Annotated in this window: 21 protein-coding genes and 1 pseudogene; 11 read left to right on the plus strand and 11 right to left on the minus strand. The window is 62.9% G+C overall.

Annotated elements, in window-relative coordinates:
* The first annotated feature begins 64 nt into the window (after positions 1–64).
* The 10 genes and pseudogenes from Pla111_RS02300 to Pla111_RS02340 all read left to right on the plus strand — a co-directional run bounded on the left by Pla111_RS02300 (position 65) and on the right by Pla111_RS02340 (position 11,031).
* Entirely contained in the window at positions 65–3,034 is a 2,970-nt protein-coding gene (locus tag Pla111_RS02300) for an FAD-binding and (Fe-S)-binding domain-containing protein (RefSeq protein WP_146570970.1), read from the plus strand.
* Positions 3,031–4,242: an aminotransferase class V-fold PLP-dependent enzyme gene (locus Pla111_RS02305; RefSeq protein WP_146570972.1), complete on the plus strand. Its 1,212-nt coding sequence runs from the start codon at positions 3,031–3,033 to the stop codon at positions 4,240–4,242. The genes Pla111_RS02300 and Pla111_RS02305 overlap by 4 nt, the downstream gene beginning before the upstream one ends.
* Before the next feature lie 56 nt (positions 4,243–4,298).
* Positions 4,299–4,724 (plus strand): YkgJ family cysteine cluster protein, encoded by a 426-nt coding sequence (locus Pla111_RS02310; protein ID WP_146570974.1) that lies wholly within the window; start codon positions 4,299–4,301, stop codon positions 4,722–4,724.
* Between the two features lie 430 nt (positions 4,725–5,154).
* The gene (locus Pla111_RS17365) at positions 5,155–5,649 is read left to right on the plus strand and encodes an HU family DNA-binding protein (RefSeq protein ID WP_146570975.1); all 495 of its coding nucleotides are present in this window, start codon (positions 5,155–5,157) and stop codon (positions 5,647–5,649) included.
* 176 nt (positions 5,650–5,825) lie between these two features.
* Entirely contained in the window at positions 5,826–6,101 is a 276-nt protein-coding gene (locus tag Pla111_RS02320; RefSeq protein ID WP_231930587.1) for a hypothetical protein, read from the plus strand.
* Between the two features lie 106 nt (positions 6,102–6,207).
* Positions 6,208–7,164, plus strand: a pseudogene (locus Pla111_RS02325) (dihydroorotate dehydrogenase); the annotation flags it as partial.
* Positions 7,141–7,665: an endonuclease domain-containing protein gene (locus Pla111_RS17100; RefSeq protein ID WP_197524730.1), complete on the plus strand. Its 525-nt coding sequence runs from the start codon at positions 7,141–7,143 to the stop codon at positions 7,663–7,665. The pseudogene Pla111_RS02325 and the gene Pla111_RS17100, both read left to right, overlap by 24 nt.
* A gap of 84 nt (positions 7,666–7,749) precedes the next feature.
* Complete coding sequence (gene trpS / locus Pla111_RS02330; RefSeq protein ID WP_146570976.1) at positions 7,750–8,724, plus strand: tryptophan--tRNA ligase; 975 nt, start codon at positions 7,750–7,752, stop codon at positions 8,722–8,724.
* 176 nt (positions 8,725–8,900) lie between these two features.
* A complete protein-coding gene (locus Pla111_RS02335) occupies positions 8,901–10,076 on the plus strand; it encodes a trans-sulfuration enzyme family protein (RefSeq protein ID WP_146570977.1) in 1,176 nt (391 codons plus the stop codon).
* Between the two features lie 40 nt (positions 10,077–10,116).
* The gene (locus tag Pla111_RS02340; RefSeq protein WP_146570978.1) at positions 10,117–11,031 is read left to right on the plus strand and encodes a sugar phosphate isomerase/epimerase family protein; all 915 of its coding nucleotides are present in this window, start codon (positions 10,117–10,119) and stop codon (positions 11,029–11,031) included.
* An 88-nt stretch (positions 11,032–11,119) separates the two neighbouring features.
* Here Pla111_RS02340 and Pla111_RS02345 read toward each other — a convergent pair whose 3' ends face one another.
* The 11 genes from Pla111_RS02345 to Pla111_RS02395 all read right to left on the minus strand — a co-directional run bounded on the left by Pla111_RS02345 (position 11,120) and on the right by Pla111_RS02395 (position 23,908).
* Positions 11,120–12,085 (minus strand): polysaccharide deacetylase family protein, encoded by a 966-nt coding sequence (locus tag Pla111_RS02345; RefSeq protein ID WP_197524682.1) that lies wholly within the window; start codon positions 12,083–12,085, stop codon positions 11,120–11,122.
* Positions 12,082–13,497 carry an NAD(P)/FAD-dependent oxidoreductase gene (locus tag Pla111_RS02350; RefSeq protein WP_146570980.1) on the minus strand — a complete coding sequence of 472 codons (1,416 nt, stop codon included), beginning with the start codon at positions 13,495–13,497 and terminating at the stop codon, positions 12,082–12,084. Before Pla111_RS02350 ends, Pla111_RS02345 begins: the two co-directional genes overlap by 4 nt.
* A gap of 75 nt (positions 13,498–13,572) precedes the next feature.
* A complete protein-coding gene (locus tag Pla111_RS02355; RefSeq protein WP_146570981.1) occupies positions 13,573–14,409 on the minus strand; it encodes a glycosyltransferase family 2 protein in 837 nt (278 codons plus the stop codon).
* A gap of 79 nt (positions 14,410–14,488) precedes the next feature.
* Positions 14,489–15,538 carry a glycosyltransferase family 2 protein gene (locus Pla111_RS02360; protein WP_146570982.1) on the minus strand — a complete coding sequence of 350 codons (1,050 nt, stop codon included), beginning with the start codon at positions 15,536–15,538 and terminating at the stop codon, positions 14,489–14,491.
* Positions 15,539–15,562: 24 nt separating this feature from the next.
* On the minus strand, positions 15,563–16,987 hold the full coding sequence (locus tag Pla111_RS02365; RefSeq protein ID WP_197524683.1) for an O-antigen ligase family protein: 1,425 nt from the start codon (positions 16,985–16,987) through the stop codon (positions 15,563–15,565).
* Positions 16,980–17,336: a hypothetical protein gene (locus tag Pla111_RS02370; RefSeq protein ID WP_146570984.1), complete on the minus strand. Its 357-nt coding sequence runs from the start codon at positions 17,334–17,336 to the stop codon at positions 16,980–16,982. Before Pla111_RS02370 ends, Pla111_RS02365 begins: the two co-directional genes overlap by 8 nt.
* A complete protein-coding gene (locus Pla111_RS02375; RefSeq protein WP_146570985.1) occupies positions 17,329–18,618 on the minus strand; it encodes a lipopolysaccharide biosynthesis protein in 1,290 nt (429 codons plus the stop codon). Before Pla111_RS02375 ends, Pla111_RS02370 begins: the two co-directional genes overlap by 8 nt.
* Positions 18,619–18,688: 70 nt before the next feature.
* Entirely contained in the window at positions 18,689–19,402 is a 714-nt protein-coding gene (locus Pla111_RS02380; RefSeq protein WP_146570986.1) for a CpsD/CapB family tyrosine-protein kinase, read from the minus strand.
* A 66-nt stretch (positions 19,403–19,468) separates the two neighbouring features.
* Positions 19,469–21,031, minus strand: coding sequence for a GumC family protein (locus tag Pla111_RS02385; protein ID WP_146570987.1), 1,563 nt, complete (start codon positions 21,029–21,031; stop codon positions 19,469–19,471).
* 95 nt (positions 21,032–21,126) lie between these two features.
* On the minus strand, positions 21,127–22,548 hold the full coding sequence (locus Pla111_RS02390) for a glycosyltransferase family 4 protein (protein WP_146570988.1): 1,422 nt from the start codon (positions 22,546–22,548) through the stop codon (positions 21,127–21,129).
* Between the two features lie 250 nt (positions 22,549–22,798).
* A complete protein-coding gene (locus Pla111_RS02395; protein ID WP_146570990.1) occupies positions 22,799–23,908 on the minus strand; it encodes a sugar transferase in 1,110 nt (369 codons plus the stop codon).
* Between the two features lie 865 nt (positions 23,909–24,773).
* Here Pla111_RS02395 and Pla111_RS02400 point away from each other — a divergent pair.
* On the plus strand, positions 24,774–25,550 hold the full coding sequence (locus Pla111_RS02400) for a GGDEF domain-containing protein (RefSeq protein WP_146570992.1): 777 nt from the start codon (positions 24,774–24,776) through the stop codon (positions 25,548–25,550).
* The last annotated feature ends 235 nt before the right edge of the window (positions 25,551–25,785 follow it).

Consider the following 25,785-nt stretch of genomic DNA (forward strand, 5'->3'; position numbering starts at 1 on the left):
TGCTCGCTGAGTCGTCTCGGCGCACGCTGGGGTAATTGATCATGTTGTCCCTCTCAGAACCGCGTTGGCTGACCCGAACCGTATTGCCGAAGACCTGCGCGGCGTGACGTCGGGCGACGTACTGAGCGACGTCGCCACGCGTCGTTTGTACGCCTCAGACGGCAGCCTCTATCAGATCATGCCCGCCGCGGTAGTCCGGCCGCGTGTTACAGCCGATGTTGCGGCAACGGTCCGCTACGCTTCGGAAAATGGCATTCCGGTCCACGCCCGTGGAGCGGGCTCCGGCCTGGCCGGTGGCGTGCTGGGCACGGGGATCGTTATCGATTTTTCGCGCTACATGCGACGGCTTATCGCCGACGAGGGCGAAACTGTGGTGGCGCAGGCGGGTTTGCCCCTCGCCGAGTTGAATCGCCGACTCGCTCCCGACCGCACTTTTGGTCCCGACCCCGCCAATCGCGCCGTCTCAACGGTCGGCGGAGCGGTCGCTACCGACGCTAGCGGCAGCCGCCGGAATTGGTTTGGTTCTGTCGGTGATGCCGTCCGCGAGATGACCGTTGTCCTTGCCAGCGGCGAAACGGTGCGGCTCGACGCCACCGGCGTCAGCGATGCGACCGCAGCCGCTTCGTCGATCGAGCGCTCGGTCGACGCGGCCTTGCGGACCAACACTTCGTCGATCTCCGAGTACACGCCCGGCGGTTGTGTGAGCACCAGCGGCTATGCTCTGGCCGCGGCTGCCGGTTTGCCCGAAGACCGATCGCGGCTTGCACGGCTGATGATCGGCAGCGAAGGCACACTGGGCGTCCTTACCGAGGTCCGGCTTGCCGTGCACCGTCCATCGCAGGGGGTGGCGGCGGGGCTGTTTACGTTCGCCAGCATTGAACTGGCTGCGCAAGCCGCCGCGAATCTGGTGGGGCAATCCGCTGCCGCGTGCGATCTATTGGATCGACGCCATCTGGGGCTTTGTCGCCAGCGCGACCCTCGCTACAGCGTGATGATTCCCGGCGAAGCCGAGGCCCTGTTGTTTGTTGAGGCACGTGGCGAGAACGAATCCGAAGCGATTGCCCGCCTTGCAGGCCTTGCCGAGCGGTTACGGGCCGAAGCCGCGTGGGGGGGCGACACCCTCCTTGCCGAGACCGAAGAAGACCGTCGGCTGTTCGCTTCGCTGCCGGCAAGTTTTCTGCCAACGCTGCAGGGGATCGAGGGGCGGCGTCACGCGACGCCCGGCTTCGAGGCGATCTCGCTCCCGCCCAGCGCCCTGGGGCAGTTCTTTCGTCGCGTACAAGAGGTGCTCAAGCGCCGCCAAGTAACCGCCTCGGTATTCGCCCATACGCTACACGGCCACGTGCAAGTATGGCCCCTGCTAGACCTCTCTGCCCCCGGCGAGCTCCGCCGCTTAGAGACGCTGGCGAGTGATCTCTACGATATCGTTTGGCTGCTCGGCGGCTCGATCACCGGCGTGGGGGGCGACGGACTGAGCCGCACCCCGTTCACTTCGCGTCAGCATGGCCCGCTGGTCAACGTGTTCCGCGAGATCAAACGGATCGTGGATCCCCGGGGAGTTCTCAATCCGGGCAAGATTGTACCGATGCCGGGCGCGCGGATGACGCATGCCACGCGCTACGCCGTCGCGGCCGATTCCACCTCCGTGAGCGCGCCATCGAACGCGGTGCACAAGTCGACGGTCGCGTTGCAGCTCAACTGGACCGCCGATGCGGCACGGCTTGCGGCCGATGCTTGCAACGGCTGCGGTGACTGCCGGCGGTCTGACGAAACGACACGCATGTGCCCCATTTTTCGTTACACACCGCGCGAAGAGGCCTCGCCACGCGCGAAGGCCAACTTGTTGCGGGGCGTGCTCTCCGGCGAACTTCCGACTGAGACCCTCGCGACGGACGAGGCCCGTCAGATCGCCGACCTGTGCGTCAATTGTCACCAGTGTCGGCTCGACTGTGCGGCGGGAGTTGATATCCCCCGCATGATGCTCGAGGCAAAGGCCTCGCATGTGGCCGCAAACGGCATGCGGCTCGACGGATGGTGGTGTTCGCGGATCGATTCGCTCGCTGCGGCAATCGGTCGGGCCCCCCGGCTTGGGAACGCTCTGATCCAGCGTGCTTGGTTTCGGTGGTGTCTAGAGCGGGTTACCGGGCTCTCTGCCGCCCGACGGCTGCCGGCGTTGGCCGGGCGACCTTTTCTGGCGTCGAGCCTAGCCCGCAAACTTGCGAAACCCGTGAGCCACTCGGGCGATCGGGTTGCCTACTTTGTGGACACGTTCGCGAACCGATTTGATACCGAATTGGCGGAGGCGTTTGTCGCGGTGCTGCGGCGGCACGGTGTCGCAGTGTACGCACCGCCGACCCAGGCCCAAAGCGGTATGGCGATGATCAGTCAGGGAGGCCTGGAGCCTGCACGGCGGTTGGCGGAGCGCAATGTCGCGGTCTTGGCCGAGGCGATTCGCCAGGGGCATACCGTTGTCGCGACCGAGCCGTCTGCCGTTCTGGCGCTGACACACGAGTACCGCGTTCTGCTGCCGGACGACGAAGACGCCGCTCTCGTGGCCGAGAATACGGAAGAGGCGTGCCTGTTCCTGTGGAGGCGCCACCTTAACGCCCGGCTCTCGCTCGAACTCGATCCGTTGCCAATACGCGTGGCGTACCATCAGCCGTGCCATTCGCGTGCCTTGGGCGTTGGCGTCCCCGCCGAAAAACTGATGCGGCTCATCCCCGATCTGATGGTCGAGCGCATCGATCAGGGATGCAGCGGCATGGCCGGAACCTACGGCCTGTTGAAGCGCAACTACCGCAGCAGCTTGCGCGCTGGGCTGCCGATGCTCAACGCCTTACGGCGGGGGGATTCACAAGCGGGGGCCACCGAGTGCAGCACCTGCCGCCTGCAGATGCAGCAAGCCGCAACGGTGCCGACGTTTCATCCCATCAAGCTGCTCGCCGCGAGCTATGGCGACCTTCCGGGGCTAAGGAAGGTGATTGATCGGATGGCCTTGGAGTCGCACGCCCCCGCTAGGCGAGGGAGCAGGTGAGCCGCCGCATCTACCTGGATCACGCCGCCACAAGCTGGCCCAAGCCAGAATCGGTCTACACCGCGCTGGACGACTACCAGCGCCGTATCGGAGCCTCGGCCGGCCGCGGCGCTTACGCCTCGGCACGCGAGGCCGATTCGGTGGTTGCCACGGCCCGCAACGCGGTCGCCCAACTGATCGGCGAGCCCGATCCGCGGCGCGTTGCGTTTGCCTTTAGCGGTACCGACGCGCTCTCGACCGCGTTGTTCGGTGTCCTCCGCGGTGGAGATCACGTGGTTAGCACCGTCTGCGAACACAACGCGGTTATCCGGCCGCTAGCCGAGCTTGCGCGACAACCGGGCGACTCAGCGATTCGTTATGAGCTGGTCGGTTGCGATGACCGTGGCTTGGTGGATCCCCAGGCCGTGGCGTCGGCGATTACCGACAAAACGCGCTTGGTCGTGGTAACGCATGCGTCCAATGTGACGGGTGCAGTGCAAGACCTTCGCGCAATCGCGGCGGCGGCGCACGAACGGCACGTCTTGGTGCTGGTGGATGCGGCTCAGACTCTGGGCCGTTATCCGCTCGATGTCGCGACGCTCGGTGCCGACTTGATTGCGGCACCCGGCCACAAAGGCTTGCTGGGACCGCTCGGCACGGGTTTGTTGTGGGTTCGACCGGGAATCGAAGACCGTGTCCGACCGCTGCGGCACGGGGGTGCCGCAAGCGATAGCGAATCGCTGTATCAGCCCGCCCGCATGCCCGCCCGGTTCGAGGCTGGCAGCCTGAACGTGCCAGCGCTAGCGGGGTTGGCGGCGGGGGTGCAGCACGTCTTGGACCAAGGGGTGGAGGCGATCGCTGCTTCGCTGGCCGAGGAAACGGCCAAGCTGATCGCCGGCCTCGAGGCGACGCCTGGAGTGCGGGTGCTGGCGACCCCGCCGGTTGATCGCCAGGCGGGCGTTGTGACCTTCAACGTCGAGGGCTACGATCCGCACGAGGCGGCGTCCGTGTTGGAGCAGTTGGCCGGGATCGAGTGTCGGGCCGGACTACACTGTGCGCCCGCCTTGCATCGTGCGTTGGCCGACCGAGAACGCCATACCACCCAAACGGCAGTCCCGGCACCGCTGCGGGGCGGGGTCCGCTTTAGCGTCGGCACCACAACAACGCTCGACGAGATTGAAACGGCTCTCCGCGCAGTGAGGACCCTTGTCGCCGCCGACATAAAATAAGCGCAGCCGCGATTTGGCAGCGCACTGACACTTCGCTTACCCGAGTTACATGCGACATGGCACAACCGAGCCCCGACGAATGGATGGCCGACGGCCTGCGTTTTACCTGCACTGGTTGCGGTGATTGCTGCGCTGGTGCCGAGGGCTATGTATGGGTCAACAAGCAAGAGATCGCAGCGCTGGCCGAGCAGCGGGGAATGACGGTCGAGGCGTTTGAAGCGGAGCACGTCCGTAAGGTGGGGGTCCGCAAGAGCCTCACCGAGCGGGCCGATGGGGACTGCGTGCTGCTCGATCCCAAGACGCGTAAATGCACTGCCTACAATGCTCGGCCCCGGCAGTGCCGCACGTGGCCCTTCTGGGAGTCGACCGTTAAATCGCCCGCCGCCTGGGCCGAAACCTGCGAGGCCTGTCCGGGCGCAGGGGTGGGCAAGCTGTACACGCTCGAAGAGATTCGTCGCGAGCGTGCGGTTATCCGTGTTTAGGCGTATCGGGCCGAACTTTGGCAAACCTTGCGGGTTGGCTGGAGAAGACCGCCTGTAGGGCCGATAACGGATCTAGCGGCTATTAGGAGTCCGTGCAGCGAGGCTGCTCGGACCGCTAAGATTAGCTGTAAGTTGTTTGCATAGCGTCTTTTGCGTGCGAAGTTCGCCGCCATAAGCCCGCTGCAAACGTGACCTATCCACGTAAACCATTGGCAAAATTAGAGTTACCGCACCTAGTGAGGCGTTTCTAGCGGAGGGCGACAAGCCGCTGAGAGAACGCAAATTAGGCCCGTTGGGATCGCGATAGTTGACTCTAACCGTTGTCAGATATACACTTGGGACGACAGAGCCAGCCGTAGAAAGGCCGCCCGCGGGGTCCGCTTCGGACCATATCCGCGAACGAGCCGCCTTTCGCACCGGAGAGTCGGTCGTGACCAAAAAAGAAATTGTCCGGACCATCTCGGAAGAGATTGGGCTGACTCAACTCAAGACTAAGGAGATCGTCCAAAAGACGTTCGATGCGATCGTCGAGACTTTGGTCGAAGACCGCCGGATCGAACTTCGCAATTTTGGCGTCTTCGAGGTCAAGAAGCGGGCGGCCCGCAAGGCCCGCAACCCGCGCACCGGTGAAAAGGTGGAAGTGGCGGAAAAATTCGTCGTCACTTTCAAGCCGGGCAAGGAGATGGAAGAGCGGGTGCGTGAGCTTGAGCGCCGGGCGGCCGAAGAAGCCGCCGCGCTGCGAGCCCAGCAAGCCGCCGCTAGCAACAACCTAAGCAGCAACGAGCAAGCAAGTTACGTCGATGCGGACGCGGCTCAACCCGCCCCGCGAACCACCCCGCCCGATTATCCGGGCTACGACCGACCCGCTAGCGACGCTGCGATGAACGATTCGGCTTCCGAGCATCCGCCCGGGACCGGCCTGTAGCCTCGCGAAAGCGGGATTAGCTGATCCGTCTCGACGGCGGACCCGGCGACCAGTAAGACGGGTTCACAACGCTAAGCAAGGAACGCAAAGCGAAATGAGCCAAGCGGTTAGATACCGATAGCGGGTTCCCCCGCCCCCCCCAAGCCGACAGAAGAACCAACGCTACCCCGCGATCGATGCTGCTCTTTTGCGGCTCGATCCTGCTGGGGGTGCTCAAGGAGGAGTGCCGTCCGATGCGTAAGTGGCTCACCGCTCTACTTTTTGCCGTCTGCCTGAGCTCAAGCACAGGGTGCTTGATCCCCATGTACTCGGGCGACCCCGCGCGACGTGCCCAGCAGTTGCTCTACACCTCGGAAGACCTGCGGGCCTTCTTGGACGAGTGGGAGCGCATCTGGTTCCTCGACTCGCCCAGCCATCTGAAGCCGTATCGCACCAGTGGTTTGGTTCTCTAGCGGAGCCCACCCCGGCACAACGTGTGACTAGGCCGTGCTGCCCGAGGCCGTTAGGCTCTGGCTTGCCGCCTGCTAGCCCGTCTGCGCCGTCACGTCTCTGCATGCCATGTCCGATCCCGCAATCGCGCCCCCGGCCGTTGCGAAGCCGCCCGCATCGACTCCTTGCGACCTGTCGGTCCGACTCGGTCGGCTCACGCTGCTGAACCCCGTGCTCGTGGCCTCGGGTACGTTTGGCTATGCGCGTGAGATGGCACCGTTTGTCGATCTGGCGCGCTTGGGTGGCATCTTGCCCAAGACCGTCACCGCCGAGCCCCGTCAGGGCAACGCCCCGTGGCGGACGGTCGAAACCGCTGCCGGCATGCTCAACGCCATCGGCTTAGATAATGACGGCGTCGAAGCGTTTCTGGCGTGTCACCTGCCGTACCTGGCGACAGTCGGCGCGCCGATCATCGTGAGCGTAGCGGGGCGCACTGTCGACGAGTTTGAGGTGCTCTGTCGTAAGTTCAACGACAGCCCGCTCCGCCCGGCGGCGATCGAGTTAAATCTTTCCTGCCCCAACGTGTCCGGGGGAGTCGACTTTGGCAGCGACCCCCAGCGATGCGAGGCGGTTGTGAGCCGCTGTGTCGCCGCGACCGATCTGCCCTTGTTGGCGAAGCTGACGCCGAACGTGACCAGCATCCCCGTCATGGCCCGGGCCGCCGAGGCCGGCGGCTGCGACGCCATCACGCTCATCAACACGGTGCTCGGCATGGCTGTCGATTGGCGCAAACGGCGGCCGCTGCTGGCCAATGGCCTGGGCGGCCTAAGCGGACCGGCGATCAAACCAATCGCACTGCGGTGCGTGTGGCAAGCGCGGCAGGCGGTTCAGACGCCGATCGTCGGCGTGGGCGGCATCCAGACGCTGGACGACGCCATGGAGTTTTTCGTCGCCGGCGCGAGCGCAATCCAGTTGGGAACGATCAACTTCTATCGTCCCACCGTGGCGATTGAGATCCTCGACGCATTGCCGGCGGCGCTGGCCGAGTTGGGCACGACGAGACTGGCGGATAGCGTCGGCACGCTCACAGAGAATCGACCGGCCGCCGCCACGACAGCTTCCGACCAAAAATTCCCCTCTCCTGCAGGGGGAGGGGGTAGGGGAGGGGGTAGCCCGCCAGGGGACTCTCCCGTCACGAAAGCCGTCCGCACACGTGCTACGCCGAACGCTCGCAAGAACGCCGCAGTGCTGCGTCGCGACGCCACCCATCCGGAATCGCTACTGTGGGACGCACTGCGAGCGCGTCAGCTCAACCATTTCAAGTTTCGGCGACAGCATCCGATTGAGTCGTTCGTTGTTGATTTCTTTTGTGCGTCTGCCCATCTCGTGATCGAGCTCGATGGCGAGAGTCACACGGATCGCGAACGCCAAGACCAAAGTCGGCAACAGCGGCTCGAGGTGCTCGGGATGCGTGTGCTTCGTTTTACTAATGAAGAAGTTCTTAGCAACTTGGAGGGGGTTCTTGCGGCGATTCAAAGGGCGATCCTGGCAAGCGGGGCAGACCCCTCCCCTAGCCCCTCCCCTTGAAAGGGGAGGGGAATACAACGCACCGCCTTCTCTTGCTGCGAAGTCGGTTGACAATATTTAATCTAGCGACCAATCAAGACACCCATGCGCGCTCTTTCTGGTATCCAGCCGACCGGCCCCTTTCATTGGGGCAATTATTTTGGTGCCATCCAGCAGTACATCGCGCTGCAGGATGAGTGCGACGACGGTTCGTTCTACTTCATCGCGAACCTGCACGCCCTCACGACCGTCCGCGAGAAGGAGCGGCTCCAGCAGTACACGCTCGATGGTGCCATCGACCTGCTCGCATTGGGCCTTGATCCCAACAAAGCCACGCTTTTCGTCCAATCCGATGTACCCGAAGTAAGCGAGCTTTGTTGGCTGCTGCTCACGGGCACGCCGATGGGGTTGCTCGAACGCTGCGTCAGCTACAAAGACAAGCTCGCCAAGGGGATCAAAGCCGACGCCGGCTTGTTCACCTACCCGGTGCTGCAGGCAGCCGACATCCTCGCGTACGACGCCACGGTGGTCCCGGTCGGCGAGGATCAGCTTCAGCACATCGAGGTTTGCCGCGACTTGGCGCAGAGTTTCAACCATCACTTTGGTGAGACCTTCGTTCTGCCAAAGGGCAAAGTGCTAGACCAGTCGGCCCGCGTGCCCGGCACCGACGGCGAGAAGATGAGCAAGAGCTATAACAACACGCTCGCCGTGTTTGACGATGTCAAAGCGCAGCGCAAGCAGATCATGCGCATCCAGACCGACAGTCGCCCGATGGAAGAGCCGAAGGACCCGGCAGGCGACGTGCTGTTCGACCTGTTGAAACTCGTGGCGAGCGAGGCGACGCTAGCCGAGTGGGAGGCCACCTACCGCGGTGGCGGTTTTGGTTATGGCGACGTGAAGAAGGCCCTGGCCGAAGCGGCTGAGACCTACTGGGGCCCAGCCCGAGAGCGTCGCGCCGAGTGGGCCGCGAAGCCCGGCGAGGTGCGTGAGATCCTCGCCGCCGGTGCCGTCAAGGCACGCCAGCGCGCCGGCGAAACCCTCTGCCGAGCGCAAGCAGCTTGCGGGCTCAAAGGTTGGTAGAATGCGACAATGGAAACAGACATACGACACTAAAACAAAGTTGCGGGAAGGGCTGCCTAGCTTTAGGTGAAATCGGCACGAACCATCGATCGGCGATTCCTCGCCACCGCTATATCGACGATCGCCTAACGAAGAAGATCTGCCGTGACTTAGATACCGCTGAACCTTGATCATTTATGCAATTCCGAACTCGCGCGATTCACGTTGGCCATCACGCCGATCCCCACACCGGGGCGGTCGTGCCACCGATTCATTTGGCGAGCACCTTCGTCCAGCCCGGTGCCGGCGAGTGGGGGCCCTACAACTACGCGCGGAGCGGCAACCCCACTCGCAATGCGGTCGAAGAGGTAGTTGCCTCGCTCGAAGGGTGCGGGCCCGGCACGGACCATCCCGAAGGCGGAGCGCTGGCCTTCGCTAGCGGCATGGCCGCCATCCACGGTGTGACCTCGTCGCTCAAGGCGGGCGATCACGTGCTGGCCGGCAGCGACCTGTACGGCGGCGCTTATCGGCTGTTTCATAAGGTGATGAACCGCGCGGGGGTCGAGGTGTCGCTGGCCGACGCCACCGACCTGACGGCCTTCGAAAAAGGGTTTCGACCCAACACGCGGCTCGTGTGGGTCGAGTCGCCGGGCAATCCGCGGATGTCGATCGTTGATCTGGCCGCGGTCGCTGAGTTGGCGCACAAGCACGGTGCCCTGGCGGCGTGCGACAACACGTTTGCGACCCCCGTGCTGACACGGCCCTTGGAGCTGGGCCTCGACATCGTCATGCACTCCGCCACCAAGTACTATGGCGGCCATAGCGACCTGATGGGGGGGCTGCTCGCCGCCCGCGACAAGGCGGTCTACGAGGACCTCAAGTTCATCCAGAACGCGACGGGGGGCATCATGGACCCGCTGTCGTGCTTTTTGTGCTCGCGGGGCGTGAAGACGCTTGAGCTGCGCGTCCGCGAGCAGTGTCGTTCGGCGCAGCGGCTGGCGGAGTGGCTCGATCAGCACCCGGCGATCGGCCGCGTGCTGTACGCCGGTCTGCCCGCTCATCCGGGCCACGCGATCGCCAAACGGCAGATGCAAGGCGGCTTCGGGGCGATGATCACGTTCGAGCTGAGCGCGGGCTTCGAGGCCGGCAAACGGTTGTGCAAAGCAACCCGGTTGTTCCAGTTGGCGGTTAGCCTCGGTGCCGTCGAGTCGCTCATCGAGCAGCCGGCGAGCATGTCGCACGCCTCCTACGACGCCGCCGACCGCGCCAAGCACGGCATAACTGACGGCATGATCCGGCTGTCGGTTGGCTTAGAGGCCTACGACGACTTGCAGGCCGATCTCGAGCAAGCGATCGCCGCGGCGACACGCTGAGCCCACGCTTACCGCAAAGAACCTCTGCAGGCCCGCTACGATGCAACTTGGTTTTGTTTCCGCGATCTTCGCCGACCTGTCACTTGACGAGGTCCTCACCTTCGCGGCGGGAGAGGGATTCGACTGTGTCGAGGTGCTGTGCTGGCCCCCCGGCGGGCCAGACCGCAAGTACGGCGGCGTGACGCACCTAGACGTTAGCGACTTCACCCCGGCCATGGCCGACGACGCGCGGGCGCTCTTCGACAAGCACGGCGTGGGGCCCAGCGCGTTGGGTTATTATTCCGTTCCCCTCTCAGCAGCCGCCGAGCAGGCCGCGGCCGCGGTGGCGCATCTGTACCGCGTGATCGACGCCGCGGCGTTGTTGGGGCTGAAGACGATCAACTCGTTCATCGGCGCGAATCAGCATCTGTCGCTGGAAGAGAACCTGCAACGCTATGCCGAGGTGTGGCCGCCGATTGTTCGCCATGCGGAAGAGCGGGGCGTACGCATCGGCATCGAGAATTGCCCGATGCTGTACGCGAACACCTGGCCGTTTGGGCTCAATTTGGCCCGCACGCCCGCCATCTGGCGGAGGATGTTTGAGATCATCCCCAGCCCGGCGCTGGGCCTCAACTACGATCCTTCGCACCTGCGGATGCAGTTGATCGATCCGATCGCTCCGATCCGCGAGTTTGGCTCGCGCATTTTTCACACGCACGCCAAAGACATGCGGATCGATCCGCATTGTCTGAACGAGGTGGGCTCGCTGGCGTTGCCGATGGACCGTGCGACGGCGAAGCTTCCGGGGCTGGGCGATATCAACTGGGGGGCCTGGATCGGCGCGCTGGGCGACGCCGGTTACGACGGGCCAGTTTGTATCGAAGTGGAAGACGAAGCCTACACCGAGAGCCTGGCAGCTCGTGAGCGTTCGCTGCGCATCAGCCGTAACGTGTTGCGTCCGTTGATCGCGCAGTAGTGCGTATCGCACGGACGTCGCGCGCCGACGACGATCAGAATTGCGAACCCGGCTGGGAAAAGACGCAGCGGCAAACGGGGAGCGTGCTCTAGCGCGTTAGGTCTACCTGTTCCGCGTGCTGGGCGACCGTCACCACACGCCGACCCCGCGCCAGATGGTCGAGTACCTCGGAAAGCAACTTGAGCTTTGCCGCTCTCGCGAGCTTCATACCTGGAAAATAAGCCAGTTGAGGCTCGTCTTCTTCGCCCAGGAAATCGAGCGGGTGGAGGAGCAGCGACGGCCCCACCCCCCGCAGCCGGCAGAGCCGCAGCGCGGTCCGCCAGTAGGCAAGCGCTGCCGCGGGCGACTTCTGAGCGAGAAACGACACATAAGTGAAGTGAATGGGTGCCCTGCTGAGTGGCATGGTGGTTACCGGCAACTCGATAAGCGAGCCAGCCGTGGTGGCAACGCGATGCGGTCGAAGCGTCCGCAGGGCGTCTCCGAATGAGCTGAAACGTTGCTCGGCAGGAGCGGGGTCTTCGGCTGTAGCCTGGGACTGCTGAGATCGAAAGCCGCTCAACTTGACGTACCAACGCGCGGCAGGGCCGATGAACGTCGGGAAAACGCTGGCGTCGTAGCGATAGCCGCGGCGGACGAGCGTTGCCAACAAGGGGGGCGACCAGCTAAAGCCCGGCGCGCGAAAGCCGAGCGGCTTCTCGCCCGTGACCTGTGCGATCAGCGTTTCCGCCTGCTCCACCTCGCGTTCCATCTCGTCAACGTTGAGCGCGTCCATCCAGGGCAAGTGAGACTGGCTGTGGTTGCCGATCTCGTGCCCTGCGTGGCGCAGCGAGGCGATGGCGTGGGCGTCCGCCTCGCGAGTGAGGTCTTCGCCGACAACGAACGTTGTGCAGGCGAGGCTACGCTCGCCCAGGAAGTCGATAATCCGGGGGACGACCGCCGGGAGATAGCTGGGCCGCTTTTGCCAGACGCTCTCTCCACGTGAGCGGAGATACGCCCACTTGTTGTCCAGGTCGAGCGAGAGACTCGCGAGCGGCGCTGAGGTGTGGCGTATCACGTGCCGATCGATTGCAACTGGCGGTCTTCGGCCGTGATGTGGGTCTGCTGCTGACGCAACGCCGCGGCGAGCGGACCGGCGATCGCCTCGTCGGCCACCTGGATCGTTTCGTTGACGTTCAGATTGCCCTTGAGGATCTGGGCCGAATTGACCGCGAAGATCCCGGACACACTGGTTGCCATAGGCGGCAGACGCTGCGAGTAGTTCAGCGTCGGCAGCGCCATGACACTCCGTACGCGTGAGAAGCGCATAGCGACAACGTCTTCACGCGAGAAGTGCGGGTGCATCTTCTCCAACGCCGCGAGCCACTCCGCGCGCAGCTCGTCGTCGGAGCGCTCGAACAGCGGGTCATTTGCCGGCACGTACTTCGGCAGATAGACCAAGCTCCGGCCGCCGAGTTCGGCGGGATCGACGATTGTCGTCATCTCGATCACGGCAGTGAGCGGAACCCAGCCGTCCGTGATGTTGGTAACGTAGTACTCGGTGATCGGCTTTTTGAGCAGCAGCGACGCACACACAATCCCCAAGTAAGACACGCCGTTGTGCCGTTCTTGTTCGTCCGCTGAAAGGTCGCCGACGGCGCGAGCAATTATCGGTGAGGGGGTGGTGAATGCCACGTTGTCGAATGTCAGCGTCTGGGTGTCGGTCTCGACGACAACCCCGCCGCCGGGCCGTGCATAAGCGGAAGTGACGGGGGCCGCCGTGCGGATCTCAACCCCGTTGTCGCGGAGCACCTCGGCCATACGATCCAACAGGCGGGGGTATCCGCCGCGGACGTAGCCGAACATCTCCTTCTTCATACCGCTCCGTCGGGCGGCGTACATGCGGTTGATGTGTGCCCAGATGAACGCTGCGGAGGTGGTCTCGTAGGTTTCGCCGAGCTTGGCCTTGAGCAGCGGTAGCCAGATCTTTTCGAATGCGCCGCGGCCCGACCACTTGCGCAGCCAATCGGCGACGGGGATTTTCTCCAATCGGCTCCAGTTCTTGATCTTCGACGCCCCGAAGATGGTCATTCCCAGGCGGAACTTCTCGATCAAGGTCAGCGGCGGGAAGTTTAAGAACTCGAGTGTCGAAGACATCGAGTGCATCTTGCCGCCCGAGTAGAAACCGGTCTTGGTTTCGACCCAGCGCATGTCCTCGGCGAGTCCGATCTCTTCCAGCAGGGCACGCAAGCGTGTATCGGACAGCAGCGTCACGTGATAGTGACGGTCCCAGGTGACGGTGCGGCCCGTTTCTTCATCTTGCAGGGTCCAAGCCGCGGCGAGTCCGCCGAGTTCGGGTGCGGCCTCCAGCAGTGTGACCCGGACTCCTTGCTTGCAAAGCTCGTGCGCCAGGGTCATGCCGAGCATGCCGCCGCCGACCACCGCCCAGTGGGGAGCGTCGCGCTTCAGCGGAGTCGGCGTTTTCGACATCGTGAGGTTGCCAAGTCTTGGTGAATGAGAGCGGTGGATGCGGTGCTGCGGAGCACGCTCGTCGGCGTCGCGCGATCACGCTCCGCCCACGCGGCGGCGAAGAATCAGCGAGAGCGTTTGGCCGATTGTGCGCAGCACACGCATCTTGCTAACGCCCCCCTTGAGGTCGTAGCGGAGGATCATGGGGGCCTCGCCCATCACGATCGGTCCGCCATCAATCCGCAGACGACGCAGCTTCAGCAGCACGTCGACCATGCACGAGAAGCCTTTCTCGCTGACGAAGCGGTCGCCGTAATGGTTGATCGCCGCGGCGAGCATGCCGGCCCGATACGCGCGATAGCCACAGGTGTAGTCACGCACGCCACGGATCGGGAACGCCACCTTGAATAAGATCCGCGCCGCGATGCTCAGCAGCACCCGATCGAACGGCACGCCGATGACCCGTGCTCCGGACTGAAACCGCGACGCGATCACCACATCGTGCCCCTCGCCAATCATTTGGATCATCCGCGGCATGAGCCCGGCCGGATGCGTGTTGTCGGAGTCCATGGTGATGATGATGTCTTCTGGCGCAGAGTGTTCGACCGCGTCGATGAAGCCGGTCCGCAACGCGGCGGCGAGGCCCTGATTCTTCTCGTGACGCACTAAGCGAACGGGCAACCGGAACGATGCGGCGCTAGCGATCTGGGCCGTCTCATCGCTGCTACCGTCGTCGACAACAACGATCTCATGCGGGATCTCAGCTGCCGCCAGCGTGCGGTGAAGCGACTCGAGCAGCATCTCCAGCGATTCGGCCTCGTTGTAGGCTGGCAATGCTAGCCGGACGGTCGGCTTGACCTCGTGAGAAGAAGCTTCGAACTGAGGACGCGGTTGATCGAGAAGGCCGACCGATTCATCGAGAGGGTGCGACATAGTTGTGAGTAAGGACGGTTGAAGGGGACGAGCGCGAGAGGATCAGCAGTCGGCGGGAGTCGGGAGGGAGGGATCTGATCTATGTCGAAGTAGCGCCCCGGACCAGCTTTTCCCTTCCTTCGCGGAAGCTCAGCGTCTTGTCGTGGGTGGTGTCGTCGGTATCGCCGCGGCGGAGTAGCTCAAAGGCCCGCGCCAGATAGGCTTGCGAGCGCCAGAGCAGCGCGCGGGCCCCCAGGGCCTTCTCACGCTGGCCTGTTAGCTTAGCTACTAGAAAACGGGGCAGATAGTTTGCACAGGCTTGTCCTGTTCGCAAAATCATCATTGCGGCCAGCTTTGTGGGCCCCCAATCGAGGTACTCCCGCAGAGCCAGATGCATGCCGTGGCGGGTGGCGGTCCATTTCATGTACTCATCCCCGAGGCGTTTCTCGGGGATCATGTGGTAGACGATGGAATCGGGCGTGTACCACGCCGCGTGGCCGGCGTTGCGGATGCGGCGGTACAGGTCGGCGTCGGTGCCCCCCACTTTGAGGGCCGTATTAAAGTTGCCTACCTCGTCCAGAATCGACTGGTGGATGAGAATGTTGTTCGTGCCGGGGATGCGCTTGCGGGTGTAGGGGGCCTCAGCGTCCCAGCCGACGCGCTCGCCCAGCAGCACGCGACACTGCGGAGCCAACTGGCGAGTATTCCCTTCAGGAAGCAGCAATTTCACGGCCCCGCCGACGACCTTCACTTGCTTGCGATGGGCGAGTTCAAGCAGCTTGGCAAGCCATTGCGGATGGGCTTTCTGATCGTCGTCATGGAAGGCAATCCACTCGGAATTTGCTTCGGAAAGACCCCTGTTGCGGGCGGGTGCGACGCCGGGCTCTTGTTCATAGAAGCTGCGGATCCGGAGGGCTGATCCCCGATTCGTGTCCGAGGCGTAGCCGTCGATCACTTCTTGGGTATTATCCGTCGAGGCGTTATTCACCACGATCACCTCGTAGGTGAACGACTCACCGCTTGGCAAGGTTGTTTCGAGTTCAACGAGGCTTGCCAGCGTTTGGGCGAGCATCGGAGCCCGATTGAACGTGATAACGATCACCGAGATATCGGCGCGACGCGAGTTGGCGGGGCGAGTTGTTTCGGACATCGTTACGAGATACTTGGTAAAAGGCTAAGCGGCAGCCGCATCGGCAGAGGCTTCGTTCAGGGGATCGTTTGCATCAGAGGCCTTGTCGGTCAGACGAAGCGGCCGGCGCGGACTCCGATGCTTTGAATCCACCGGATAGAAGCACAAGATGCTCAGCATCGCGATCCAGGCGATAACCGTGGGATACTTGAGCTTCACAAAGTTTGATTCGAGCAAACTGTTAGTGAGCGCGAACACGAAAATCCCGTAGGCGAAGGCGTAGCCTTCAAGGCGGGTTCTCGTGTAGGCCGATTGCAAGTGTCCCATCGTCAAGAGCACCGTTGCGACCGTTAACAACAGTCCGACGATGCCTAGCTGAAGCGTGATTTCTAGGAAAGAGTTGTGCGACGATTGGATCGCCCACTGCTGCTGCTTCATGACCGCGTCGATTCGGTCGGGTGTCCAGAACGACTCGTAGCCGTAGCCGGTCAGCGGGCGAGCCGAAACATAGCCCAGGAGTTGTTCCCACAGGGGCACACGGCCCGTTAGGGAGCTAGCCTGCTCAGTGCGACCGAGCAGAATCACCTCGGTCAGCCGGCCTTTTTGTCCGTGGCTGAGGCTGCCCAGCAAGAACGTCCCTCCAGCCGCTAACGAAACGATCATCGCAAGGGCGAAGATTCGCACGCGCGATGGCAATCGCATCATGAAGACCAGCACGAGCGCGGCGAGTAAGGCGAGTAGGGCACCACGCGACTGCGTCTGCAGCAGCAGCACGAAACCAACCGCAAAAAGAATTCGTGGCAGCCAGCGTTTGCCAAAGCCGGCTGGGAAGCAGTAGGCGGCTAAGCACAGCACGCCGCAGTAGGCCGCCTGGATATTTGGGTGGAGCGTTCCGGAGAAGCGGTAGTCGCTTCGCCAGGGGCGTCCTCCTGCCGCAAGGTCGATTAAAAAACTATTGGTGCAAAGGATCGTCAGCGTCGCCAGCGTAACCGCCAGTAATTCATTGGGCCGCAGCAGGCGAGCAAAGCCAAGACTGCCCGCAAACACCAGGCCCGAAGCCGCGAGGCGGCGCACCGTGAGCGAGGGCTCTTCCGAGAAGAGAACGGTCATTGCCGCCCAGGCAAGTGTCGCCAACAGGGCGGCCACAGCACCACGCCGCAGATTCCACGGCCTCGACCGGCACTGAGCCGCAGCAATCAGCCCGGCGGTAGCATAGGAGACCAGCAGTAGCTTGCGTTGCGTGTTGCCCGATTCGATCGCGTCGATGTACTCGTCTTTGACACGATCCTCACGGGCTCCGGCAGCGGCTCCGCCAGCGAACTCAACGGCGCTGTGTTCAAACGTATAAAACAGCACCGTAAAGGCCGCGGCGACCAGCGCCACACGCGTCGTTCGGATCGTTGCGGATACTTCCGCGGTGTGAGCCAGCTGTGGCGATGACATGCAATTGATAGCGAAGCCTTCAGACATGTACGCCTCCCGACCCAACGCGTACAAGCACATTGGCGAACCGGCCGTACGCTGACATGCTTGAAGAAGGCGGGGCGAACCAATCGCTCGGCACGGTCATGCCAGAGATGATGCTCGCACAAGACACCGATCGAATGGGTGACTGCCGCAGACTGCGGCTCGCTGCTTTGTCAAGAAGGATCGCGCTGAACTGATTCACGATGAGCCGCACCAACCACCAGCGCGTGGTGTGATTGAGGTTATCCGTTGTGAGGGTGCCATTTGTGGAAGTCGGCGCTACGCTGCCGCGCATTGTCGCGAGCAGCGGAGAAGCTGCGTCGCCGATCGCCAAAGACTGAGTATCAGGCACGGCGCACCTCACCCGTAAACTCGATCCATTGCCAGGCCAAGGCGATCGCGCTGCCGATCACCATGCCGACACCGATCGCTTCGGCCCCGTAGATCCCGACGAGTCCGAAGCCGAGTGTCAGATTGATCGCGAGGCGTGCTAGAGCCGTATAAAAGATCGTGTGCGAGTGCCCCCGATTAACCGTGGCGGCTTGGACCGGGATCAAGAGCGCTTCGGAAAGGGCTCCGGCGGTGAGGGTCACGAGCAGCGTGGTCGTGACACCGCGTGCCGCATCGGCCAGCAGCAGCTCAACCAGCGGCACACCCACCAGTCCGACCAGCAGCAAAAACAAGACGATCCCCACTAGCATCGAGAGCGTCACCCGCAGCGTGGTGCGATAGAGCGCGACCAGCCCCTCTTCAGCCAACACCTTGGCGGTAACGGGTGCCAGGTAATTCGACAGACCGATCACCACCGGATTCGTTAACTGCGCCATAACCTGGGCGGCACCCAGGCGGCCAAGTTCCGCGATCCCTGCCAGGGCGGGCAACACCCAGCGGTAACCTTGGTTGCCGAGCGTCACAAGGCATGCGGCGGCGGCCAACCACTTGGAAAGTGACCAGTTCTTTCGCCAGTCGGGAGTCCAATTCTCGCGCTTGAAGCAGAACTCGCGGTGGTTCAGGGCGATCCAACCAAAGGACGCGAGCGAGGTGACCGCGAGCGCTAGAAAAGCGCGATCGGCCGACATCATCCCCGACGCCGCAAGGCTGAGCATCGCCGAGAGCTGGAGGGCCGCCACGACCAAGTCAAAGACCAGGACGCCCACAAAGTCCAGCTTGGCCATTCCCAATCGCCGCACATGCTCACGGAGCAGCATGGCTGCCGAGACGGGAGCCACAACCGCCAAGACCGCTGCCAATTGAGTCTGCCCTGCTGCCAGGGCGATGCCTGCGGCACCCAAAATGGCGGCCGCACTAACGGCTCCGTACGCGGCCAAGTGAAAGCTAACACTCCCCGTGTACGAGGGAAGGTCATTGGCATCGATCGCGGGGGCGTGCTTTGTGTAGGGGGTCCATACGAGTGAGCGTGCCATCGCGTACACGAACAGATAGACCGACAGGCCCAGCGTGTAGAGTCCTAGCTCTTCTTGTCCACCATAGCGGCCGATCAGTACGGGGGTAGCAAAGTTGGCAAGACTCACCACGCCCTGGTCGGCAACGCCCCACAAGCCGCGCGGCACAGCTTTGACTCGCCTTTGCCAAGCCGTCGCGACAGGAGTCGCTGCTACGGATGGCGTTGACATTGGCAAACCCAAGTAGATCTTGAAAATCGAAAAGGAATGGACAGAAGCCGATTGGCAATCAGCGTGTTTCTTACAGCCAGCGGCGTAGCCACCCGGGCGTGTACTGCCGCTGGCGATTGAGCACCGCGCCGACTAACTCAACGCCGTCCGCACGGAGTTGCTCAGTGGCTTCGTTGAGCCGAGACGCGGGCGTCGATTCGTTGCGGACCGTCATGACGACGCCGTCCAGGCGCCGCGCCACCAGCAGGTTGTGTCGCAAGCGATCGACGGCGGGCAGGTCAAAGATGACCAATTCGTACGACTCACGCAGACTCTCGATCACGGTATCGACGACCCGCTGATCCAGACCGCCCCGCTCGATGATCCCGCGCGAACCGAGCGGCATGATATCTAGCCCCTCGACGGAACTGGCATGAATCGCGTCTTCCAGGCCGCAGCCACCGGTCAATAGGTCGCCCAACCCGAGCGTTTTGCGGAGGCGGAAGTTTTTGGCGATCCGCGGCGCGGCCGTATTGGCGTCGATCAACAGAACGGGACGCACCTGATTGTCGGCCGCCCGGATGGCGAGGTTCGAGGCAATCGTTGAAACCCCGGCGCGGCTCTCGCAACCCGTGATTCCAAGCAAGTACGCCCCGCTCAGCCGACCCTCCATCCGCGGCTGTAAACGCCACAGCAGCGTGTCATAGGGGTCGGCTCCCCGTCGGCGTGGGGCACGCTTAGTTTCAGCCGGTTGCGTGTCCGACAGGGGATCGGTGTCTTCAGCGACTGGCGTTGAGACTTTCATCGAGATCTCTAAACGGAGCGGGATGAGGTTGAGAGGGCGTTTGTGACCGCAGCCACGTCGCAGCGTTTACGAGGTCAGCACGCGGCCATGAACGGCCGATTGCGGAATGGTTGTCAGCACAGGCAGGCCGGTTTCTTCCGAGACAACGCGAGCCTGTCGCACCCGATCATCGAGCTGCTCAAGCCCCAAGATCGAGGCGGCGGTTAGGCCGAACGCCATAGCGAGCGAGCCGAGCGCGACGAGCAGCTTGGACGGGCTGGCCGGCTTCTCCGTAAAGGTGGGCTTCTGGGCGATACTCACGCTAGATACACGGTTGTCTTCCAGCGCCTCATCGATCCGTGCCTGCTCGAGATTCTCTGCGTACTGGAAGTACTTGTTGCTCATGAGCGTCTTGTCTCGCTCGAGCTGGGCGAGCAGCACCTCGTCTGCGTTGAGCTTTTCGAGATCTTTGACGATCGCTGCCTCTTGGTCGCGGAGCGCTTCTAGCCGCGCGTTTAAACCGGCGAGTGCGTTCTCACGCTGCTTGGCGGAGAGGTTGAGTTCGCGGTGGATCGGGTTTATGTCGCTGACGGTCTCTTCGCGAACATCCGACTCGGCCGAAGCGACCTTCTCGGCGGAAGCGACTTGTTCGGCGATCGCCAGCACGAGCGGATGCGATTCGTTGTAGCGAGCCTTGAGGTCGGCCTGTCGCACCTGGAGGCCGTACAGCTGATCACGCAGCAGGTCGGCACCTTGGTTGGGGATTTCTTTCGTTGACGAGACCAGTCTCTCGGGAACGACACCCAGCTGACGCTGCGCGTCGGCAAGGCTCGCCGCGGCCTGGGCCCGTTCGGCCTGGGCCTGGTAGGTCGACATCTGGATCGACTGCAACTGGTTTTCAAGATTCGTGCGACGCGTGTCGATCGAAGCGACGCCCAGGTCGGTCTTGGCACGCCGCAGCCGTTCGAGCGACTCATCGAGCTGCGCCCGGAGCAGCTGCTCCTGCTCCTGGAAGAATGCCCGCGACCCGCTGTTGCGGTGCACCCGCAGGTGCTCGTCTTGGTAGCAGTCCAGCAGGGTTTGCAAGATGTGCTTGGCGGCGGCCGGCGACTTGCTGCTATAGGAGACCGTGATGATGGAAGAATCACGCTCAGAGTCCAGCACCAAGTTTTCACCCAGCTCGATCAGGGCCTCTTCTTCGTCGCTGATCGGGTCGATGCTCTTGAGCGTCGACATGACGTTTCCCAGCACGCCCGAAACAGCGGCTACGATCGGATTCGGAGCGGGCTTCTCGACTTCTTCCTCGCTCGGCATCAGTCCATCGAGAATCAGATCTGCGCCGAGTCGCTCGACCACTTCTGAACGCACCCCCCGGCTGGTGATCAGATCGATTGCCGATACCACTTCGGCGTCGCGTCCCTGCTGCTGCAGGCTGATCATCTGTTGGCCGGTTTGAGCTGTCGGATCGATGCCCACACTCTCACGACCGACCTGCAGGAAGAGCTTCGCTTCGGACCGATAGGAGCGTGCCGCGAACAACGCAACCGCGATCCCCATGCCGATGATGACGGTCGGCAGGATCAGCACGAGCCACTTGTGGCGGAACAGCGCCTCGACGATCGAAGCGATACTGAAAGGCTTGGCGTTCATGTCGGCAAGAGATTTAAGGCAGCGGACGCGGAACGAGGCGAAGGCGATTCACGTTTAAAAGCGGGGCGGCAGCTAAGCACCGCCGCAGGGAAAGACTAAACGGTCGATTGGATCTGAACCGTGCGCGGGCTAGCTGGCGGTTGCGTCGTGCCCCTACCGGCAGGGTTGCTGCGTGTTGTTGGAGAGCCAGACGCTTTAGGCAGCTTAATGGCCGTGGCGGGGGCGGTTTGGGCATGCAGGGCACGCTCGTACCAGCCGAGCAACGCGTCGGCCTGATCTTCCCAAGTGTGTCGCTCCGCCTGGGCCAGCGCACCATCGCTGAGGCGTTTCCAAAGCGGCTTATCGTTGTACAGCCGTAGCAGATGCTCAGCGAAGGCGTTGATGCACGCCTCGGGGCCGGTCACCGGAACAAGCAGCCCGCACGAAGCGTTGACGATGTCCGCCGCCCCCTGGTGGTTCACCGCGACGATCGGCGTGCCGCTGGCGAGCGACTCCAGCAGACCCGTGCCGGAGGTGTCGCGCATGCTGGTGAAAGCAAAAGCATCTGCCCACCGATACTGCTCATACGTCTCCGCGTACGCGGGCCAACCGATCCACTGGATATGCTGGGCGATACCTAACCGCTCCGCGAGTTCGCGCCACTTCGGCTCGCACGCTCCAACCCCCATCACCCGTAGCTCGTACCGAAACTCGGCGGGCATGCGGGCCAGAGCACGGAGCAGCAACGGCAAGGTCTTCCAGGCCCGCAGGCGTCCGGCCCAGAGGATGCGGACCGGCTCGCCCGCCGGGCGGGCATCTCGCGGTTCGGCGATGGGGCCGTCGATCGCAGTTTCCAGGCAGACGGTCGAATCGACTCCCAGTGCTTGACGCAGGTCGGCTTGCGCTGCGCGGGTCGCGGACAGCAACACGGCCGATTGCTTTGCAGCGTGGCGTACATGACGGCTGAACCGCAGCTGCCAGGCGTTGATCGCGTTGCGGCACAGCTCGATCCACAGGGTTCGCGGGCAGCTGAGCTGACCCAGAAAGCGTGCCGGAAAGGCGTGCGTGCCACCCACAGGTCCCCACACGAAGGGGACTCCCAGCTTCCAGCAGTAGCCCGGTTCGCGGTAACCGCAGAAGGTGGTTTGATGCACGAGATCGAACGGCTCAGCGGCGTGCAGCTGCTTGGCCACGGCGTACGCTGACCGATGCCAGAGTCTTAAGCCTGCGTAATAAGTGGTCGCGCTGCGTAGCCAACGCTTGCCGATCACGCCGGCCTGGACCGGGACCAGCTCAAGGCGGTCGCCCACTCCTTCTTCTTCTGCGCGACGCTGGAGCAGTTCAACGGGTGTGCTGTCGCCGTAGATCAGTGTCACCCGATGCCTTCTTGCCGCGTGGGTTGCCCGCCGCCAACCGTTGCGGGACTCCATCGAATGGTCCGGATGGCACGCGAAGGCCACTTGCAATACGCGAGCCCCGCCGGCCATTTCGGGCGACGCATCATGGATTGCGAAGGGTGAGGAGGTGGAGGCGATCATGGTCTCGCCTTCCTTACGGCTCGGGAGCGCTGCCAGGGGGCAGCGGAGCCGGGGGGGAGGCGGGCAGGGCTTCGAAGAGCGGTGGCCGAGCTGGCGGGCAACGCACGGCGTCGCGAGGGGTTCGGCCGGGGGGGGATTTATGGGAGGGGGCAGGCTGAGGCTTATTCTGTTAGTGCCCGAGCCGTGAAGGAGTTGGTTTGGAGGATCGATTCACTACGGGTAACGGACGTTCTTGTCGGTCCTTCGTCGCTTACTGCCCCTTGGGCAGAACCAGCGCCGGGCCGGTCTTTAGTACGAGCTGAACATCAAGCAGCGGAGACTGCCGGGCGGCGTAGTCCAGATCCATCCTAATCCACTCATCAAAAGCCACCATATTTCGCCCATAGATTTGCCAGGTGCACGTAATCCCGGGGTTTACGTGCAACCGTCGCCGCTGCCAGGGCTGGCAAGCCAGCGATTCGTCGATCGGCAGCGGGCGGGGCCCGACCATCGACATCTCGCCACGCAGCACGTTCCAGAGTTGCGGCAGCTCGTCGATGCTCGTTTTTCGCAGAAAACGGCCGATTCGCGTGATGCGCGGGTCGTTCCGCATCTTGAAGGCGGGGCCGTCTTGCTCGCTGCTGGCCCGTAAATCGGCCTTCAGAGCCTCGGCGTCGGTCCGCATGGTGCGGAGCTTCCAGATCCGGAAACGCCGTCCCGCCAGCCCCTCACGTTCTTGAAAGAAGAACGCCGGTCCGCGCGATGTCAGCTTGATCAGAACCGCCGCACTCGCAATGACCGGCACGGCGAGCAGCAACCCGATCGTGGACCCGACAATGTCGATTGTCCGTTTCCAGGTGGGGCACGGATCGATAAACAGCTTTTCGAACTCGGAAGCCCCCGCATTGCCGATGGCTCGCATCAACCCGTCTGATGCGGGGGCAGGACCGCCCACAGCCGAGGGGGAAGTTCCCGTTGCTTCGCGCTTGCCAGCGGGCGGATGCTCCGGATAGACAACGACCTCGCAGTCCGGGCGATCGCCACCCACGGGGAACGTATCGCACAGATCGGCCGCCACTTTCCAGGCCCCTGAGGCGGGCGTGTCGGGCAGCAAGATGCCGAGCCGGCCGTCACGCATCAGGCCGGCCGTATCGGTCAGCCGCAGCCGAGCGGCCATCGTACGTTCAAATCGCTGGATCTCAGTTTCGAGACGCCGATGCGCAGGCAGATCGATCATCAGCAGCGAGACCATCGAATGATTGCGATCGACTCGCATTCGTTCGGCGGCGGCGGCCGTGTCAAATTCTTCGGTTCCGAGCAGATAGGGGCTGCTGAGTTCCGACGATTTGCGCCGGAACAAAGAACGGGCTAGGTCGAGCATGATCAGAGAGATCGGGGGGGCAGGCAACACCACGGTCTCTGCCGCAGCAGCGCGGGATAACGGTCATCTGCAAGAACTCCTCCAGGCGGGGCGTTCTGGCAAAGGCTAACGACCATTATTTGCGAAGCGTTCGGCGGGAAGACAAGCCGGAAGCTCAGGCAGGTGAGCGGCCGGCAAGGCGTTGTGAACAGTAGGGGAGGGCAGGATATCGAGCGCAGGACGGGTGTCGAGCGCGGTTGCAATTCTTAGCGGTGTTGTTGGTGTCGGTTTGTCGTGCAAACCGAGCGGGGTTTTTATCGCCAGCTAGTTTGCTCTCGCAGCGATGGTGTCGTGCTTGGCTTTCGTTTTTACCACGGAGTGAGCGGGCTTATGCGGTGGGCGGGTGTGTCCCAGCGGGCTGGAGCGTGCCAGGAAACTTGCCGCTTCCGTACGTTTGCCGTGTAAGCAGCTTTGGTGCCGAGTTGGATCTCAAATCTGGCGGGTTGGAATCGTTAGTGCGGTTTGGTCGGCTTCTAGAGACCGCTCAGCGGGATTGATGCACAGGGGGTAGTTGCCAAGAAAACGACGATAGCCAGATGGGTTTCGTCGGATTACTCCGGCAATGGCGTGTGCTTGGCTTGACGCCGAGTATAGTGACTGGCAGGGGTTTGTCGATTTTTCTCGCTCAATATTTTGTCACGAAGGCAGCGATTTTTTGTGGCGGTGAACCGCCGTTCCGATCCGCATCCTGCCCGTTGCTTGAGCGATGCTGCCGCGTCGTTAAGCACTAAAAGGGCGTTTTCACGGCCCCCGTTAGCCGGTGATTTCCCGCTTTTCGCTCCTCGCGATTGACCTCGAAGATCCGCCCCGGGCATAGGTTTTGTTGATGGATCCGCTTTCGCTCGCTGCTCATCCCCCTCGGCCGATTCCGCTCGCGTTGCTGCTGCCCACCGGTGCCATTGCCTGGGCAAATGAGGTCTTCACGCAGCTGCCGACGGCATCCCAGGTAAGGCTCTGCCAAGCCATCCCCCTCACACGGGTCCTGGAGCCGTTCGCCTTACCCCCAGAAAATGGCTGGAGTTTTCGCGCCGAGCCGATCCACACGCCGGGAGTGAGAGCACCGGATCTGCGGTTAACCGAGTGCGGCACGCTGTGGCTTCTGTGCGGCTTGCCGGTTGTGTCCCGTGCCACACTCGCCGAGTCGAACGATCCGGTCACCGGCTTGGCCCCCCGAGCCGTCATGGACGAATGCCTGGCGGAGTGGACCGGGCCCAACGGCCCGGCATGTTTCGCCTTGGTCTTCATCGATGTGGATGATTTTAAGGGAGTCAACGACCGCTTTGGCCACCAGCAAGGCGATGCGACTCTCCGCGAGATCGCTCAACGTCTGCAGGCGACCGTGCGTTCGGACGATGTCGTTGCGCGCTTTGGCGGCGACGAATTCGTGTTGTTGCTCCGCGGCATCGAGCCCGGTGGAGGGTGGCGAAAGCTAAAGAAGCGCTTGATTGCGAGGCTGAACGAGCCTTTCGAGACCGAGGGCAACGCCTATCATTCCCCCGGCAGTTTGGGGGTCGCCTTCTTCAACCGATCGGACCCGCGGACCGCCACGGAACTGATCGCCGTCGCCGACCGGGCCATGTATGCCGATAAGCCGGCTCGTTGACGAGCCAAGGAAAAGGGTGGCCAGCTCACCCGGCACCCTCGGTACCGCTGCCAAACTTGGGACGCTAAGCCCCCGGCTGACGTTGCCTGTCTCCCCTGACTGGTCTAGTTTGTTGCCATCATCGAGATGTCTCGATGGTGGTTTGCCTTCGTGTCTGCTGTTGTTTCGGGGGCCAACACGCCGGTGATTGATCAGCCAGTTAGGCACCAGAGCCAATTTGGCATCTGGGGCACCA

Source organism: Botrimarina hoheduenensis (assembly GCF_007859815.1).
Classification (GTDB): domain Bacteria; phylum Planctomycetota; class Planctomycetia; order Pirellulales; family Lacipirellulaceae; genus Botrimarina; species Botrimarina hoheduenensis.

What these genes read in the sequence shown, in the direction of transcription:
- Pla111_RS02310 (WP_146570974.1), top strand. Translation starts at nt 4,299, where the DNA reads ATGGCACAACCGAGCCCCGACGAATGGATGGCCGACGGCCTGCGTTTT.
- Pla111_RS02320 (WP_231930587.1), top strand. Translation starts at nt 5,826, where the DNA reads ATGCTGCTCTTTTGCGGCTCGATCCTGCTGGGGGTGCTCAAGGAGGAG.
- trpS (WP_146570976.1), top strand. Translation starts at nt 7,750, where the DNA reads ATGCGCGCTCTTTCTGGTATCCAGCCGACCGGCCCCTTTCATTGGGGC.
- Pla111_RS02335 (WP_146570977.1), top strand. Translation starts at nt 8,901, where the DNA reads ATGCAATTCCGAACTCGCGCGATTCACGTTGGCCATCACGCCGATCCC.
- Pla111_RS02340 (WP_146570978.1), top strand. Translation starts at nt 10,117, where the DNA reads ATGCAACTTGGTTTTGTTTCCGCGATCTTCGCCGACCTGTCACTTGAC.
- Pla111_RS02350 (WP_146570980.1), bottom strand. Translation starts at nt 13,497, where the DNA reads ATGTCGAAAACGCCGACTCCGCTGAAGCGCGACGCTCCCCACTGGGCG.
- Pla111_RS02355 (WP_146570981.1), bottom strand. Translation starts at nt 14,409, where the DNA reads ATGTCGCACCCTCTCGATGAATCGGTCGGCCTTCTCGATCAACCGCGT.
- Pla111_RS02360 (WP_146570982.1), bottom strand. Translation starts at nt 15,538, where the DNA reads ATGTCCGAAACAACTCGCCCCGCCAACTCGCGTCGCGCCGATATCTCG.
- Pla111_RS02365 (WP_197524683.1), bottom strand. Translation starts at nt 16,987, where the DNA reads ATGTCTGAAGGCTTCGCTATCAATTGCATGTCATCGCCACAGCTGGCT.
- Pla111_RS02375 (WP_146570985.1), bottom strand. Translation starts at nt 18,618, where the DNA reads ATGTCAACGCCATCCGTAGCAGCGACTCCTGTCGCGACGGCTTGGCAA.
- Pla111_RS02380 (WP_146570986.1), bottom strand. Translation starts at nt 19,402, where the DNA reads ATGAAAGTCTCAACGCCAGTCGCTGAAGACACCGATCCCCTGTCGGAC.
- Pla111_RS02385 (WP_146570987.1), bottom strand. Translation starts at nt 21,031, where the DNA reads ATGAACGCCAAGCCTTTCAGTATCGCTTCGATCGTCGAGGCGCTGTTC.
- Pla111_RS02390 (WP_146570988.1), bottom strand. Translation starts at nt 22,548, where the DNA reads ATGATCGCCTCCACCTCCTCACCCTTCGCAATCCATGATGCGTCGCCC.
- Pla111_RS02395 (WP_146570990.1), bottom strand. Translation starts at nt 23,908, where the DNA reads ATGCTCGACCTAGCCCGTTCTTTGTTCCGGCGCAAATCGTCGGAACTC.
- Pla111_RS02400 (WP_146570992.1), top strand. Translation starts at nt 24,774, where the DNA reads ATGGATCCGCTTTCGCTCGCTGCTCATCCCCCTCGGCCGATTCCGCTC.